Here is a 14,002-nt window from a genome sequence, read left to right as displayed (position 1 = left end):
GCGCGGACGAAGATGCCTGATTTGTGTGGAAATTGGCAGCGGATTTATCACCAGAGACGGGCTATGTGCTTGTCCGCCGGTTATTTTGGGGCGTGTGGTTAGCTCTGGCGCGCCCGAACTACGCGGTGCTGCGCAGTTGCGGGCGGGCGTTTGCTCAGGCCTGCGACAGGTCGTCGCGTTCAGCGTGCGCAGGCGTGGCGGGCTGCGGCGGGGAGATAAATGCCAGGCAGATTGCCAACAACGGCATTAGCAGATTGAAGAAGCAGTACGGCAGGTAACTCAGGGTGGCCACGCCGAGGGTGGCGGCCATATAGGCACCGCAGGTATTCCACGGCACCAGCACCGAGGTCAAGGTGCCGCCGTCTTCCAGGGCGCGCGACAGGTTGATCGGGGCCAGTCCACGCTTTTCATATTCGGCTCGGTACATGCGGCCCGGCAGTACCAGGGCGATGTACTGGTCGGCGGTGATGATATTGGTGCCGATGCTGGTGGCGATGGTGCTGGCGATCAGGCTGCTGGTGCTTTTCGCCAGGTGCAGGGTGCTCTGCAACAGGCGCTGGAGCAGGCCGAGCTTTTCCAGCACGCCGCCAAAGCACATGGCGCAGATGATCAGCCACACCGTGGTAAGCATGCTGGCCATGCCGCCCTTGGACAGCAAGCCATCCAGCGCCGGGTTGCCGCTGTTTGACTCATAACCGGCGAACAGCGCAGTCCATACGGTTTTCAGCGGGGCCAGGCTTCCGGCGGCTGGATCGGCCAGACGCGCCATCACCTCGGGCTGAAAGATCACGGCAAAAATACCGCCGAGCAGCGCCGCAACAAATACCGCCGGGAAAGCCGCCCACTGGCGCACTGCGAGAAAAAGCAGCAGGGCCACCGGCAGCAGCAGGTGCCAGCCCAGGCTGAATTGGGCTTCCAGGGCTGTCAGCACTTCAGCGATACGCGCGGTGTCATGACTGCTACTGGCTTGCTGGCCAAGCACAAAGAAAATCACCAGGGCGATTAGCAAGGCCGGTGTTGTGGTGCGCAGCATCAGGCGGATATGCGCGAACAGATCGGCCCCGGCTGCGGCGGGCGCCAGGTTGGTGGTGTCCGACAGCGGCGAGAGCTTGTCGCCGAAATAAGCCCCGGAAATGATCGCGCCAGCGGTGATTGCAGGATCCAGACCCAGGCCAGCTGCAACGCCCATCAGACCGATGCCCAGGGTGCCGGCGACGGTCCAGGAGCTGCCGATGGACAGCGCGGTGAGGGCGCAGATCAGGCAGCTGGTGACGTAGAAGTATTCGGCGGAAATCAGTTTGAGGCCGAGCCAGATCATGGTCGGTACGGTGCCTGCGAGAATCCAGGTGCCGATCAGCGCACCGACCGCCAGCAGAATCAGGTTGGCCTTCATCGCCATGTGAATGCCGGCGAGGATACCCTCCTCGATGTCTGCCCATTTCAGGCCGTTCTTCAGTCCTATCAGGCCCGCGATCAGGGCCGCACTCATCAGCGCGATCTGATTGGGCCCGCTGGAGGAGCTGTCGCCATACAGGTATACGGAAAGCCCCAGCAGTACCACCAGCACGCCAATCGGCAGCAGGGCATCGAACAGGGAAGGGGAGCGCGCATCAGTCATGGGTGTACCGGTCGATCAGTAGTGTTGTGGCTGGCTAAGGCCCTGCCCAGAAAAAACGAAACCCGCGCCGGTGAGGGCGCGGGCTGCGGGTGTTGCCAGTGGATCAGAGTGCGGCGATCTTGCCGCGCTGTTCGACCATCTTGCTCAGGGCCTGTTCGGCTTCGGCCAGCTTGGCGCGCTCTTTATCGAGCACTTCGGCTGGGGCCTTGGCGACGAAGCCTTCGTTGCTCAGCTTGCCGCCGACGCGCTGCACTTCACCGGAGAGGCGGGTGATCTCTTTATCCAGGCGCGCCAGCTCGGCGTCCTTGTCGATCAGCCCGGCCATCGGCACCAGCACCTGCATATCGCCAACCAGAGCGGTGGCGGACATCGGCGCTTCTTCACCGGCTTCCAGCACGCGTACCGATTCCAGCTTGGCCAGCTTGTTCAGCAGCGGCGCGTTGTCCGCCAGGCGACGCAGGTCTTCCGCGCTGGCGTTCTGCAGGATGATATCGATGCGCTTGGCCATGGAGATTTTCATCTCGCCACGGATCTGCCGCAGGCCGAGCATCAGCTGCTTGACCCACTCGATATCGCCTTCGGCGGCGGCATCGATGCGGCTTTCATTGGCCACCGGCCAGGCCTGCAGCATGATGGTTTCACCACTGACGCCGGCTTGCGCCTTGATCCGCTGCCAGATTTCTTCGGTGATAAACGGCATAAACGGATGGGCCAGGCGCAGCGCCACTTCCAGCACGCGGATCAGCGTGCGACGGGTGCCGCGTTGACGTTCGATCGACGCGTTCTCGTCCCACAGCACCGGCTTGACCAGTTCCAGGTACCAGGCGCAGTACTCGTCCCAAATGAACTCGTACAGGGCATGTGCAGCCAGGTCGAAGCGGAAGGCGTCGAGCTGGCGGGTTACTTCGGCTTCAGTGCGCTGCAGGGCGGAAATGATCCAACGGTCCACCGAGGACAGCTCGACTTCTTCACCGTTGATACCGGTGTCCTGGCCATCGGTGTTCTCGATGACGAAGTTGGCGGCGTTCCAGATCTTGTTGCAGAAGTTGCGATAACCCTCAACCCGGCCCATGTCGAACTTGATGTCGCGGCCGGTGGAGGCCAGCGCCAGGTTGGTAAAGCGCAGGGCGTCGGTGCCGTAGGCGGCGATGCCGTCGGGGAATTCCGCTTTGGTCTGCTTGGCGATTTTTTCGGCGAGCTTAGGCTGCATCAAACCGGTGGTGCGCTTCTCCAGCAGGGCGTCGAGGGTGATGCCATCGACGATATCCAGCGGGTCGAGCACGTTGCCCTTGGACTTGGACATTTTCTGGCCCTGACCGTCGCGCACAAGACCATGCACGTACACGGTCTTGAACGGAATCTGCCCGGTCAGGTGAGTGGACAGCATGATCATCCGGGCGACCCAGAAGAAGATGATGTCGAAACCGGTCACCAGCACGTCGGTCGGGTGGAAGGTTTTCAATGCATCGGTCTGCTCAGGCCAGCCGAGGGTGGAGAAGGTCCACAGGCCGGAGCTGAACCAGGTATCGAGGACGTCTTCATCCTGACGCAGGTTGGCGTCTCCGAGGTTGTGTTCGGCGCGCACTTCCGCCTCGTCGCGGCCGACATAGACGTTGCCGGCATCGTCGTACCAGGCCGGGATACGGTGGCCCCACCAGAGCTGACGGCTGATGCACCAGTCCTGGATATCGCGCATCCAGCTGAAGTACATGTTTTCGTACTGCTTGGGCACGAACTGAATTTCACCGCTCTCGACCACGGCGATGGCTTTTTCGGCCAGCGGCTTGGTGCTGACGTACCACTGGTCGGTCAGCCACGGCTCGATGATGGTGCCGGAGCGGTCGCCCTTCGGCACTTTCAGGGCGTGGGCGTCGATGCTTTCCAAGAGGCCTGCGGCTTCGAAGGCGGCAACGATCTGCTTGCGCGCCTCGAAACGATCCAGGCCGGCGTATTCGGCCGGCAGGCTGCAGTCGATCTCGCTGTTGACGCTGCCATCGACATTGAACGCCTGGACCTGTGCGAGCACGGCGGCGTTCTTGTCGAAGATGTTGAGCAGCGGCAGGTTGTGGCGCTTGCCGACTTCATAGTCGTTGAAATCGTGGGCTGGGGTGATTTTCACGCAGCCGGTGCCGAACTCAGGGTCGCAGTAATCGTCGGCGATGATCGGGATACGGCGGCCAACCAACGGCAGTTCGACGAAGGTGCCGATCAGGGCTTTATAGCGCTTGTCTTCCGGGTGCACGGCCACGGCGCTGTCGCCGAGCATGGTTTCCGGGCGAGTGGTGGCGACAATCAGGTAATCCTTACCGTCGGCGGTTTTGTTGCCGTCGGCCAGCGGGTAGCGCAGGTTCCACAGGCTGCCTTTCTCGTCGTGGTTTTCCACTTCGAGGTCGGAGATGGCGGTGTGGAACTTGGTATCCCAGTTGACCAGGCGCTTGCCGCGGTAGATCAGGCCGTCTTTATGCAGACGCACAAAGGCTTCTTTAACCGACTCGGACAAGCCGTCGTCCATGGTGAAGCGCTCGCGCGACCAGTCCACCGATGAGCCCAGGCGACGTATCTGCCGGGTGATGGTGCCGCCGGACTGTTCCTTCCACTCCCAGACTTTCTCCAGGAATTTCTCGCGGCCCAGATCGTGACGGCCAATGCCGTCGGCGGCCAGCTGGCGCTCCACCACCATCTGGGTGGCGATACCGGCGTGGTCTGTGCCCGGCTGCCACAGGGTGTTGCGGCCCTGCATGCGACGGAAGCGGATCAGCGCATCCATGATCGAATTGTTGAAACCATGGCCCATGTGCAGGCTGCCGGTGACGTTCGGCGGCGGAATCATGATGGTGTAGGGCTCGCCCGAACCTTGTGGGGCGAAATAGTTGTTCGCCTCCCAGTTCTGGTACAGGGCGGTTTCAATGGCGTGCGGCTGGTAGGTCTTGTCCATGCGCGGCGGGACCCTTATGACGGCTAGACGGAAAAGCCGGCAAGTATAGCGGGGATGGCCTGCATGACGTAAGGGCGCGCTGGGTACTGCTGACGGACTGCTATGCGTCGGCGTTAGGGGCGGCGCGGCGGCAGTAAGCGGGGCAGGCGGGCTTCCAGGCGGCGTTTCAACTCGGCCTCGATCTGCGGCACGAAATCATCGATCACATCCTGCAGGATCAGCTGGGCAGCGGCGCGCAGTTCACTGTCCAGGCGATTCACTTCGCTGTCGCGGCCGACACTCTGGCTAACTGTTTCACGCAGGGTCTGCGCAATCGGCGGCTTGGATGGGGGCGGTGGCGCGGCGGCCGTGGGCGGTGGCGTGACGATTTCCGAGAGCAGGGGGATGCTGTCCGGGTCGAGCGAGTCGATCAGCAGCGGTGGCTCGAGGTTTTCATCGCCCAGCAATTGCCGGATCGACTCAAGGTCGTTCAGCAGTTGTGCGGGTTTTTGCGGAGGCTTTGGGGTGTCCATATGTGCAACTAGCAGGCGGTTGAAAAGCGTAGGCGAGGCAGGCAAGACAAGGCAAAAGTGGCCGAGGAAGCGGAGTTTACGTGTTGTAAATGAGCATTCCGAGGCCGCTTTTAACGCAGTATTGCCAACGCAGGTAGTTTTTCAACGGCCTGCTAGAGTTCGACTCGTTTTGGATCATACCCGCGCTGCCGGTAGCTGCGGAAATTCTCCCGGCAGGCGGTCAGCAGGTCGGGTTCCTGGTTGACGATTTCAATCACCCGGCTGAAGCGCTCAACCTGCGGTGAAAGGGTGCTGCCAAGGTTGATCAATACGCCCTGAGCGCTGCTGGGTTCTTCATCCAACCCAATCACCACCGATGCTTTCGCATCTTCCGCGTACAGGCTGTGCGGCACAAAGCTTTCGGCCTTGAAACGCCACAACAGTTCATCCACTTCGGTGCATTGCTGGGCATCGCTGCCGCGCAGAAACACTGGCATACCGGCGCGCCAGGCTTTCATCGCCAGCTGGCAGGCCGCGCGCAGGCGCTCGGCCGGCACGGCGGTGGAGAGTACGTAGAATTCTATTCGGGGCATGGCGGCACAGTTTGGTGTTAATTGCAGGAGCGGTGTGCTGATAGGCGCGCAGCTTACCAGTCAATCGCGGTCAACACCGCTCCTACAATGCGCCTGGAACGTAGAACCTGTTTCGGATCTCGCGAGCTAGAGCGAGACAAGGCGCTACGTTAGTAACAGCCATCGGCCGGTCAAAATGGCCGAGGAAGCGGACTGGGCTCGCACTCGAGTTTACGAGCTGCAAATGAGCACTACTCGTTTCACTCGCCCATCGGGTCGCGCTAAAGCGCGTTAGCCGCAAGCGGCTTCCGAGGCCGTTTTTAACGCTGTATCGCCGACGCGCAGCAGATCCGATGCAGGTTCTTAGGCGTTGCTGCGATCCAGCAAGTACTGCGTCAGCATCGGCACCGGACGACCGGTAGCGCCTTTGTCCTTGCCGCCGCTGACCCAGGCGGTGCCGGCGATATCCAGGTGCGCCCAGTTGTATGCCTTGGCGAAGCGTGACAAGAAACAACCCGCAGTGATGGTGCCGGCTTTTGGCCCGCCGATATTGGCAATGTCGGCGAACGGACTGTCGAGTTGCTCCTGGTATTCGTCATACAGCGGCAGCTGCCAGGCGCGGTCGTCGGCTGCCAGGCCTGCGCCGAGAATCTGCTGCACCAGTTCGTCGTTATTGCCCATCAGGCCGGAGACATTGCTGCCCAGGGCAACGATGCAGGCGCCGGTGAGGGTGGCGATGTCGATCACCGCTTGCGGCTTGAAGCGCTCGGCATAAGTCAGGGTGTCGCACAGCACCAGGCGGCCTTCAGCGTCGGTATTGAGGATTTCCACGGTCTGCCCGCTCATCGTGGTGACGATGTCGCCTGGGCGGGTTGCTCCACCGCTCGGCATGTTCTCGGCGCAGGCCAGCAGGCATACCAGGTTGATCGGCAGTTGCAGCTCAAGCACGGCCTTGAGGGTGCCGAATACGCTGGCGGCGCCGCACATGTCGTACTTCATTTCATCCATGCCGGCCGCCGGCTTGATGCTGATGCCGCCGGTGTCGAAGGTGATCCCTTTGCCGACCAAGGCGTAGGGCTTCTCGGTTTTCTTGCCGCCCTGGTAGTTGAGTACGATCATCCGCGGTGGCTGGTCGCTGCCTTGGGCCACAGCGAGGAAGGCGCCGGCTCCCAATTCCTTGAGTTTCTTCTCGTCGAGAATTTCGACTTTGAGGTTTTTGTAGGCCTTGGCCAGGGATTTGGCTTCTTCGGCGAGATAGTTTGGATGGCAGAGATTCGGCGGCAGGTTGCCGAGGTCCTTGGTAAAGGCCATGCCGGCGGCAATCGCCTGGGCGTGTGTGCTGGCGCGCTCGGCATCAGCCAGGTTGGCTTTGTCCGTGAGCAGGGTGAGCTTCTTCAGTGCGCCTGCTTCGGCCTTCTGGCTCTTGAAACGGTCAAAGCAGTAACCGGCGTCGGCCAGGGTTTCCACCATCAGGCGGGCTTTGCCATAGCTGTCGCGACCTTTGACCTGCAGCTCGTCGAGGGCCAGCACAGCGTCGTTGCCGCCGAGGGTTTTCAGGCTGTTGTAAACGCTGGTGACCAATTTGCGCAGTTGGCGGTCAGACAGTTCGCTGTCCTTGCCGGCGCCGACCAGCAGTACGCGCTCGGCTTTCAGGTTCGGCAGATGGTGTACCAACAGGGTCTGGCCGACCTTGCCAGCCAGGTCGCCGCGCTTGAGCAGGGCGCTGATTGCGCCAGCGCTGGCGGTGTCGACGGCCTTGGCGGTTTCGCCGAGTTTTTTGCCCTCAGCAACAGGAATAACCAGGGTGGCGGTTTTTAGTGTTTCTGGGCGTGCGCTTTTAACAATAAATTCCATTACGTGGTGTCCCCAAGACAAGGCGGCGGTATTGCAGGATAATGCCGGCTATTTTTCGATGGTTCGCCAGTTGGGCGAGCCGGCAAGCAGTGCGGTTAGTTTGATCTTAGCCGCCTGAGCCTGACAACCCTGGAGTGTCTGGTTTGATCGTCTTCCGTTATCTGTCCCGTGAAGTGCTGTTGACCCTGAGTGCCGTAAGTGCGGTGCTGTTGGTCATAATTATGAGTGGTCGCTTTATTCGCTATCTGGCCCAGGCCGCGCAGGGCCTGCTCGACCCTGGGGTGCTGCTGCTGATCATGGCGTACCGGATTCCCGGCTTTCTGCAGCTGATTCTGCCGTTGGGGCTGTTTCTCGGCATTCTCCTGGCCTATGGGCGGATGTACCTCGACAGTGAAATGACTGTGCTCTCGGCCACTGGTATGAGTCAGCAACGGCTGTTCGCATACAGCCTGGCCCCTGCGGCGCTGATGGCTCTGCTCACCGGCTGGCTGAGCCTGGGGTTGGCCCCGCAAGGTGTCGAACATGTAGCGCGAATTCTGAATCAGCAAAGCGCCATGACTGAGCTGGACACTTTGGTGCCGGGGCGTTTTCAGTCGATGAAAAATGGCTCGCGGGTGACTTATACCGAGGAGCTGTCGGAGGATCGCGGCGCGTTGGCCGGGGTGTTTATCTCCGAGAAGCAGCTGTCCCGCGAAGGCGACAAGGAGCGTGGCATCTCTGTGTTGGTGGCCGAATCCGGTCGCCAGGAGATCCAGGAGGACGGTAGCCGCTATCTGATTCTGGAAAATGGCTACCGCTACGACGGCAATCCGGGGCAGGCCGATTACCGTGCTATCAAATACGACACCTACGGTGTGCTGTTGCCCAAGCCGGAAGTGGCTGTAGAGATATCCGACCGCGAGGCGATGCCGACGCGCGAGCTGATCGGTAGCGACAAACCGCGTTTGCAATCTGAGTTGCAGTGGCGCTTATCGATCCCGGTGCTGGTTTTTGTGGTCACGCTGTTGGCGGTGCCTTTGTCACGGGTCAATCCACGCCAGGGTCGCTTTCTCAAGCTGTTGCCGGCCATCCTGCTGTACATGGCTTACCTGGCGTTGCTGATTGGCGCGCGTGGTGCGCTGGATAAAGAGAAAATCCCCGCAGTCCTGGGCTTGTGGTGGGTGCATGGGCTGTTCGTATTGATCGGGCTGCTGTTGCTGTATTGGGAGTCGTTGCGCTTGCGCTGGGCGGCCCGTCGTGTGGAGGTGGCCCGTGGTTAAGTTGGATCGGTATATCGGTGCACAGGTATTTGTCGCCATCTTGGCTGTGCTGGGCATCATTGTCGGCCTTGCGTTGCTGTTTGCTTTTATCGACGAATTAGGCGATGTCGAGGGCAGCTACAGCCTGCTCGATGCCCTTGGCTATGTGTTGCTGACGGCGCCGCGGCGCATCTATGAAATGCTGCCGATGGCGGCGCTGATCGGTTGCCTGATCGGTTTGGGCTCGCTGGCCAGTAACAGCGAACTGACCATCATGCGTGCGGCAGGGGTGTCGATCGGACGGATTGTCTGGGCGGTGATGAAGCCAATGCTGGTGCTGATGTTGGTCGGCGTACTGATCGGTGAATACCTCGCGCCTTATAGCGAGAATCAGGCTCAGGCCAGTCGTGCCATGTCGCAGGGCGGTGGTGAAGCGCAGAGCGCCAAGCGCGGTCTGTGGCATCGTCAGGGCCAGGAGTATGTGCATATCAACGCCGTGCAGCCCAATGGCGTGCTGCTCGGGGTTACCCGCTATCGCTTCGATGAACAGCAACGCATGCAGTCATCCAGCTTCGCTCGACGCGCCCAGCACCAGGGTGATCACTGGCAGTTGGAAGATGTCGCGACCACGCATTTCCGTGAGCGCAGCAGTGAGGTTATTGAGCAGGGTAGCGAGCGCTGGGACGTCGAGCTGACGCCCCAGCTGCTCGGCACCGTGGTGCTGGCACCGGATGCACTGTCGATGACCGGGCTGTGGAATTACATCCACTACCTGGCCGAGCAGGGCTTGAATAACAGCCAGTACTGGTTGTCGTTCTGGACCAAGGTACTGCAGCCGTTGGTAACCGCCGCGCTGGTGCTGATGGCGATCTCCTTTATCTTCGGTCCGTTGCGCTCCGTGACCCTTGGGCAGCGGGTGTTTACCGGGGTGTTGGTGGGCTTTGTGTTCAAGATCAGCCAGGACCTGCTCGGCCCGTCGAGCCTGGTCTTCGGCTTCTCGCCGCTGCTGGCGGTGTTGATCCCCGCAGGTGTCTGCGCGCTGGCTGGCGTCTGGTTGCTCCGCCGCGCGGGTTGATGCGTGCATAAAAAAGCCGGCGTGTGCATTGCGTACACGCCGGCTTTTTTTACGCGTGGAATTTACTTCTTGTGGATGTTCTTCGGCAGTTGAATCACCTGGCTGTCCGAATAGATGTCATGCCAGCTGCGCTTTTGTTTATCCCAAAGCACCCAGAAAAATCCCAGGCCCAATAGCAGCCAGGAGCCGATGGCGACCAGAAAGCGCAGCAGTGCTTGCCATAGGCTGATCGCCGTGCCGTCGGCATTCTGGATGCGCAGGCCCCAGACCTGCATGCCGAGGGTCTGACCGTTGTGCGTCCAGAACTTGGCGAAGAAGCCAAACAGACTGAGAAACAACAGCGTAGAGAGCAGAGGATCGCCATCCAGGGCGCCTGAGTCGGACATCTGCTTGAGCTGTGCCTCGCCGTAGAAGCCCATGAGGATCAGCTTGTAGATAAAGGTCACGACGATCAGCAGTGCGACGCACAGTAGAAAGTCATAAAACATCGCAGCGAGGCGGCGGATCAGGCCGGCGCTGGGGAATTCACCCTGCGGGCGCAGCAGGTGTTTCGGCATGGTTGGCTCTTTACTCAATCGGCTGGCGGAATGGCGGCAACGATACGGCATTCATGGGAATGGTCGGCCATAAAAAATGATCGGGGGTCATTTTAGCCGTCGCGTATTAACGGCGCTAAGAGCGGCCACCATGGATGGCAGGGCATAAAAAATGACCGGGAGTCATTTTTAACGTTGCGTAGCGACGGCCCGAAGGGTGGCCGCCATGGATGGCAGGACATAAAAAACCCCTGATGGCGACATCAGGGGTTCTTCAACACTGCAGGATTATTCCTGAACTTGTACTTCGTCAGCCTGCATGCCTTTCTGGCCTTGTACAGCGATAAAGCTGACTTTCTGGCCTTCTTTCAGGCTCTTGAAACCGTTGCCTTGGATCGCGCGGAAGTGCACGAACAGATCAGGACCGCTTTCTGGAGTGATAAAACCGAAACCTTTCTCGTCGTTAAACCACTTGACGGTACCGTTCTGACGATTCGACATGGCGTATTTCCTTGAACCTAGGGTTGATAACAGCCGCTACTCGACATGAGGGGCTGAATACTGGTTGCAAGGCGGTATGCGACGTCGAGAGGGATGTAGCGGATCTGGATGATCTACTGCACCAGGTCACGATTTTCGGCGACCCATGCAAACTCAGTGGGGAAACTCTACGCCAACTTCCAGGCAAATGCCAAGCCCCGGCGGGGCATGCGGTTGCTGGCTTGTAGGTGTTTTGCCCAGCCCTTAGAGGGGGCGCTTTGTGGGAGGTTGGCGCATTAGTCAGTGCGGTATCGGAGTGCTGTTCGGGTGTGCCGTAGCTTTATTTCAGGCAATAAAAAAGGCCTTGAATCTCAACGCCTTTCTTCGGATCTATGGTGCCCCGGGGGAGACTCGAACTCCCACTTCTTTCGAAAACGGATTTTGAATCCGCCGCGTCTACCGGTTCCGCCACCGGGGCACAATGGCGGCGCAGTATAGGGATGGTATTGGGGTTGGTCAATCCACTTGCGTGGTCAGCATGCACTATTTCCGGTAAGCTTTGCCGCCCTGCTAGACGACCCCCTTCCGACCATGCGTGTTGCCGACTTCAATTTCGAGCTGCCAGATGCTCTGATTGCCCGCCACCCTCTTGCCGAACGTCGTGCCAGCCGTTTGCTGGTGCTCGATGGGCCGACAGGTGAGCTGGCTCATAAACAGTTCAGTGATCTGCTGGATTACCTGCGCTCTGGCGATCTGATGGTGTTCAACAACACCCGGGTGATTCCGGCGCGGCTGTTCGGCCAGAAGGCTTCGGGCGGCAAGCTAGAGATTCTGGTCGAGCGCGTGCTGGACGCTCATCGCGTGTTGGCCCATGTGCGTTCGAGCAAGTCGCCCAAGCCGGGTTCGAACATCCTGATCGACGGCGGTGGCGAGGCCGAGATGCTTGCCCGTCACGATGCGCTGTTCGAGCTGCGCTTTAGCGAAGAAGTGCTGCCGCTGCTGGAGCGGGTCGGACATATGCCGTTGCCACCTTATATCGACCGGCCGGATGAGCAGGCTGATCGTGAGCGCTATCAGACTGTCTACGCGGATCGTGCTGGTGCTGTCGCAGCGCCTACCGCGGGGCTGCATTTTGACCAGCAGTTGCTCGCGGCGATTGCCGAGAAGGGTGTTGAGCGCGCATTCGTCACCTTACATGTCGGTGCTGGCACCTTTCAGCCGGTGCGAGTTGAGCGCATTGAAGACCATCATATGCACAGCGAGTGGCTGGAGGTCGGCCAGGATGTGGTCGATGCCGTGGCCGCTTGTCGCGCACGTGGCGGTCGGGTGGTAGCAGTCGGTACCACCAGTGTGCGTTCGCTGGAGAGCGCCGCACGTGATGGCGTGCTCAAGGCCTTCAGCGGTGACACCGATATCTTTATCTACCCAGGCCGGCCGCTGCATGTGGTCGATGCACTGGTGACCAACTTCCATTTGCCGGAATCGACCTTGCTGATGCTGGTGTCGGCCTTTGCCGGTTACCCGGAAACCATGGCGGCCTATCAGGTGGCGATTGCCGGGAATTATCGTTTTTTCAGTTACGGTGATGCCATGTTCATCACCCGCAACCCCGCACCGCGCGGGCCAGAGGAACAGCTATGACGCGCACTTGCCGCATGTCTTTCGAATTGTTGGCGACCGAGGGCAAGGCGCGCCGTGGTCGGCTGACCTTCCCCCGTGGCGTGGTGGAAACCCCGGCGTTTATGCCAGTGGGCACCTACGGCACGGTCAAGGGCATGCTGCCGCGGGATATCGAAGCGATTGGTGCACAGATCATCCTCGGCAACACCTTCCACTTGTGGCTGCGTCCCGGCACTGAAGTGATCAAGAAACACGGCGACCTGCATGACTTTATGCAGTGGCAGGGACCGATCCTTACCGACTCCGGTGGTTTCCAGGTGTTCAGTCTCGGTGCCATGCGCAAGATCAAGGAGGAGGGCGTGTACTTCGCCTCGCCGGTCGACGGTGCCAAGGTGTTTATGGGGCCGGAAGAGTCGATGCAGGTGCAGCGTGATCTGGGCTCTGACATTGTGATGATTTTCGACGAATGCACGCCGTACCCGGCCGAGTTCGATGTGGCCAAGCGCTCGATGGAGTTGTCACTGCGGTGGGCCAAGCGTTCGAAAGAGGCCCATGGCGAAAGTACGGCGGCGCTGTTTGGCATCGTTCAGGGCGGCATGCATGAGGAATTGCGCAAGGTGTCGCTGGATGGTCTGGAGCAGATCGGTTTTGACGGTTATGCCATTGGCGGTCTGTCAGTCGGCGAGCCGAAGGACGAGATGATCAAGGTTCTGGATTACCTGCCTGCGCAACTGCCGGCCGACAAGCCGCGTTACCTGATGGGCGTCGGTAAGCCGGAGGATCTGGTTGAGGGCGTGCGACGTGGCGTGGATATGTTCGATTGCGTGATGCCGACCCGTAACGCGCGCAACGGCCATCTGTTTGTCGATACTGGCGTGCTGAAAATTCGCAATGCCTTCCACAAACAGGATAATTCGCCGCTGGACCCGACTTGCGATTGTTACACCTGTAAACATTTCTCCCGCGCCTATCTGCACCATCTGGATAAATGCGGCGAAATGCTCGGTAGCATGCTCAATACAATCCACAACTTACGGCATTATCAGGTGCTTATGGCTGGTTTGCGCGAGGCTATTCAACAGGGTACATTGGCCGCCTTTGTCGATGCCTTCTATGCCAAGCGCGGGCTGCCAACGCCGCCTCTGGATTGATTCCCAACCTTTTAAAGACCCTTGCAACAGGAGTGTTACATGAGCTTTTTTATCCCCGCTGCTTTCGCTGAAGGCGCCGCACCGGCTGCCGGCCCTGCTGGTAGTGGTTTTGAATGGGTATTTCTGGTCGGCTTTCTGGTCATCTTCTATCTGATGATCTGGCGCCCACAGGCCAAGCGTGCGAAAGAGCACAAGGGTCTGATCGGTGGCCTGCAGAAGGGTGATGAGGTGGTAACCAGCGGCGGTATCGCTGGCAAGGTGTCGAAGGTTTCCGATGACTTCGTGGTAATCGAAGTGTCCGACACCGTCGAGCTGAAGATTCAGAAAGTGGCAATTGCCGCCTCGCTGCCTAAGGGCACGCTGAAAGCGATCTAAGCAACACACCTTTACCATTCGACGGGGCGCTTAATGCGCCCCGCGTCATAACGGGCG

Annotated in this window: 12 protein-coding genes and 1 tRNA gene; 5 read left to right on the top strand and 8 right to left on the bottom strand. The window is 59.9% G+C overall.

The window, feature by feature from the left end; translation table 11 throughout:
• Positions 1-154 precede the first annotated feature (154 nt).
• From nhaC to AACY25_RS04065, 5 genes are all read right to left on the bottom strand, one after another.
• Positions 155-1,618, bottom strand: coding sequence for a Na+/H+ antiporter NhaC (gene nhaC / locus AACY25_RS04085; RefSeq protein ID WP_339522688.1), 1,464 nt, complete (start codon positions 1,616-1,618; stop codon positions 155-157).
• A gap of 103 nt (positions 1,619-1,721) precedes the next feature.
• The gene (locus AACY25_RS04080; RefSeq protein ID WP_339522686.1) at positions 1,722-4,553 is read right to left on the bottom strand and encodes a valine--tRNA ligase; all 2,832 of its coding nucleotides are present in this window, start codon (positions 4,551-4,553) and stop codon (positions 1,722-1,724) included.
• Positions 4,554-4,666: 113 nt separating this feature from the next.
• Positions 4,667-5,065 carry a DNA polymerase III subunit chi gene (locus AACY25_RS04075; RefSeq protein WP_339522685.1) on the bottom strand — a complete coding sequence of 133 codons (399 nt, stop codon included), beginning with the start codon at positions 5,063-5,065 and terminating at the stop codon, positions 4,667-4,669.
• A 152-nt stretch (positions 5,066-5,217) separates the two neighbouring features.
• Positions 5,218-5,637 (bottom strand): DNA polymerase III subunit chi, encoded by a 420-nt coding sequence (locus tag AACY25_RS04070; protein WP_339522683.1) that lies wholly within the window; start codon positions 5,635-5,637, stop codon positions 5,218-5,220.
• Between the two features lie 342 nt (positions 5,638-5,979).
• Positions 5,980-7,470 carry a leucyl aminopeptidase gene (locus AACY25_RS04065; protein WP_339522681.1) on the bottom strand — a complete coding sequence of 497 codons (1,491 nt, stop codon included), beginning with the start codon at positions 7,468-7,470 and terminating at the stop codon, positions 5,980-5,982.
• A gap of 143 nt (positions 7,471-7,613) precedes the next feature.
• Here AACY25_RS04065 and lptF point away from each other — a divergent pair, with 143 nt between their 5' ends.
• Positions 7,614-8,729, top strand: coding sequence for an LPS export ABC transporter permease LptF (gene lptF / locus AACY25_RS04060; protein ID WP_339522680.1), 1,116 nt, complete (start codon positions 7,614-7,616; stop codon positions 8,727-8,729).
• Entirely contained in the window at positions 8,722-9,783 is a 1,062-nt protein-coding gene (gene lptG, locus AACY25_RS04055; protein ID WP_339522679.1) for an LPS export ABC transporter permease LptG, read from the top strand. Before lptF ends, lptG begins: the two co-directional genes overlap by 8 nt.
• Before the next feature lie 62 nt (positions 9,784-9,845).
• Here the strand turns inward: lptG and AACY25_RS04050 are convergent, their stop codons facing one another.
• The 3 genes from AACY25_RS04050 to AACY25_RS04040 form a co-directional block, all read right to left on the bottom strand.
• On the bottom strand, positions 9,846-10,340 hold the full coding sequence (locus AACY25_RS04050) for an RDD family protein (RefSeq protein WP_339522678.1): 495 nt from the start codon (positions 10,338-10,340) through the stop codon (positions 9,846-9,848).
• A gap of 267 nt (positions 10,341-10,607) precedes the next feature.
• Entirely contained in the window at positions 10,608-10,820 is a 213-nt protein-coding gene (locus tag AACY25_RS04045; protein ID WP_339410437.1) for a cold-shock protein, read from the bottom strand.
• A gap of 372 nt (positions 10,821-11,192) precedes the next feature.
• A tRNA-Leu gene (locus tag AACY25_RS04040) sits at positions 11,193-11,277 on the bottom strand.
• Positions 11,278-11,390: 113 nt separating this feature from the next.
• On the opposite strand from AACY25_RS04040, the gene queA reads away from it, so the two are divergent.
• From queA to yajC, 3 genes are read left to right on the top strand one after another with little or no spacing between them, the layout of a single operon-like run.
• Positions 11,391-12,440 (top strand): tRNA preQ1(34) S-adenosylmethionine ribosyltransferase-isomerase QueA, encoded by a 1,050-nt coding sequence (gene queA / locus AACY25_RS04035; RefSeq protein ID WP_339522676.1) that lies wholly within the window; start codon positions 11,391-11,393, stop codon positions 12,438-12,440.
• Positions 12,441-12,454: 14 nt separating this feature from the next.
• Entirely contained in the window at positions 12,455-13,570 is a 1,116-nt protein-coding gene (gene tgt, locus AACY25_RS04030) for a tRNA guanosine(34) transglycosylase Tgt (RefSeq protein ID WP_339523821.1), read from the top strand.
• A gap of 39 nt (positions 13,571-13,609) precedes the next feature.
• Positions 13,610-13,945 (top strand): preprotein translocase subunit YajC, encoded by a 336-nt coding sequence (gene yajC / locus AACY25_RS04025; RefSeq protein ID WP_339410434.1) that lies wholly within the window; start codon positions 13,610-13,612, stop codon positions 13,943-13,945.
• The last annotated feature ends 57 nt before the right edge of the window (positions 13,946-14,002 follow it).

The sequence above is a fragment of the Pseudomonas sp. EA_35y_Pfl2_R111 genome, assembly GCF_963970955.1.
GTDB lineage: Bacteria > Pseudomonadota > Gammaproteobacteria > Pseudomonadales > Pseudomonadaceae > Aquipseudomonas.
The sequence above is the reverse complement of the archived record's forward strand: the minus strand, read 5'-3'. Positions and strand labels throughout refer to the sequence as shown.

What these genes read in the sequence shown, in the direction of transcription:
- nhaC (WP_339522688.1), bottom strand. Translation starts at nt 1,618, where the DNA reads ATGACTGATGCGCGCTCCCCTTCCCTGTTCGATGCCCTGCTGCCGATT.
- AACY25_RS04080 (WP_339522686.1), bottom strand. Translation starts at nt 4,553, where the DNA reads ATGGACAAGACCTACCAGCCGCACGCCATTGAAACCGCCCTGTACCAG.
- AACY25_RS04075 (WP_339522685.1), bottom strand. Translation starts at nt 5,065, where the DNA reads ATGGACACCCCAAAGCCTCCGCAAAAACCCGCACAACTGCTGAACGAC.
- AACY25_RS04070 (WP_339522683.1), bottom strand. Translation starts at nt 5,637, where the DNA reads ATGCCCCGAATAGAATTCTACGTACTCTCCACCGCCGTGCCGGCCGAG.
- AACY25_RS04065 (WP_339522681.1), bottom strand. Translation starts at nt 7,470, where the DNA reads ATGGAATTTATTGTTAAAAGCGCACGCCCAGAAACACTAAAAACCGCC.
- AACY25_RS04050 (WP_339522678.1), bottom strand. Translation starts at nt 10,340, where the DNA reads ATGCCGAAACACCTGCTGCGCCCGCAGGGTGAATTCCCCAGCGCCGGC.
- AACY25_RS04045 (WP_339410437.1), bottom strand. Translation starts at nt 10,820, where the DNA reads ATGTCGAATCGTCAGAACGGTACCGTCAAGTGGTTTAACGACGAGAAA.
- queA (WP_339522676.1), top strand. Translation starts at nt 11,391, where the DNA reads ATGCGTGTTGCCGACTTCAATTTCGAGCTGCCAGATGCTCTGATTGCC.
- tgt (WP_339523821.1), top strand. Translation starts at nt 12,455, where the DNA reads ATGTCTTTCGAATTGTTGGCGACCGAGGGCAAGGCGCGCCGTGGTCGG.
- yajC (WP_339410434.1), top strand. Translation starts at nt 13,610, where the DNA reads ATGAGCTTTTTTATCCCCGCTGCTTTCGCTGAAGGCGCCGCACCGGCT.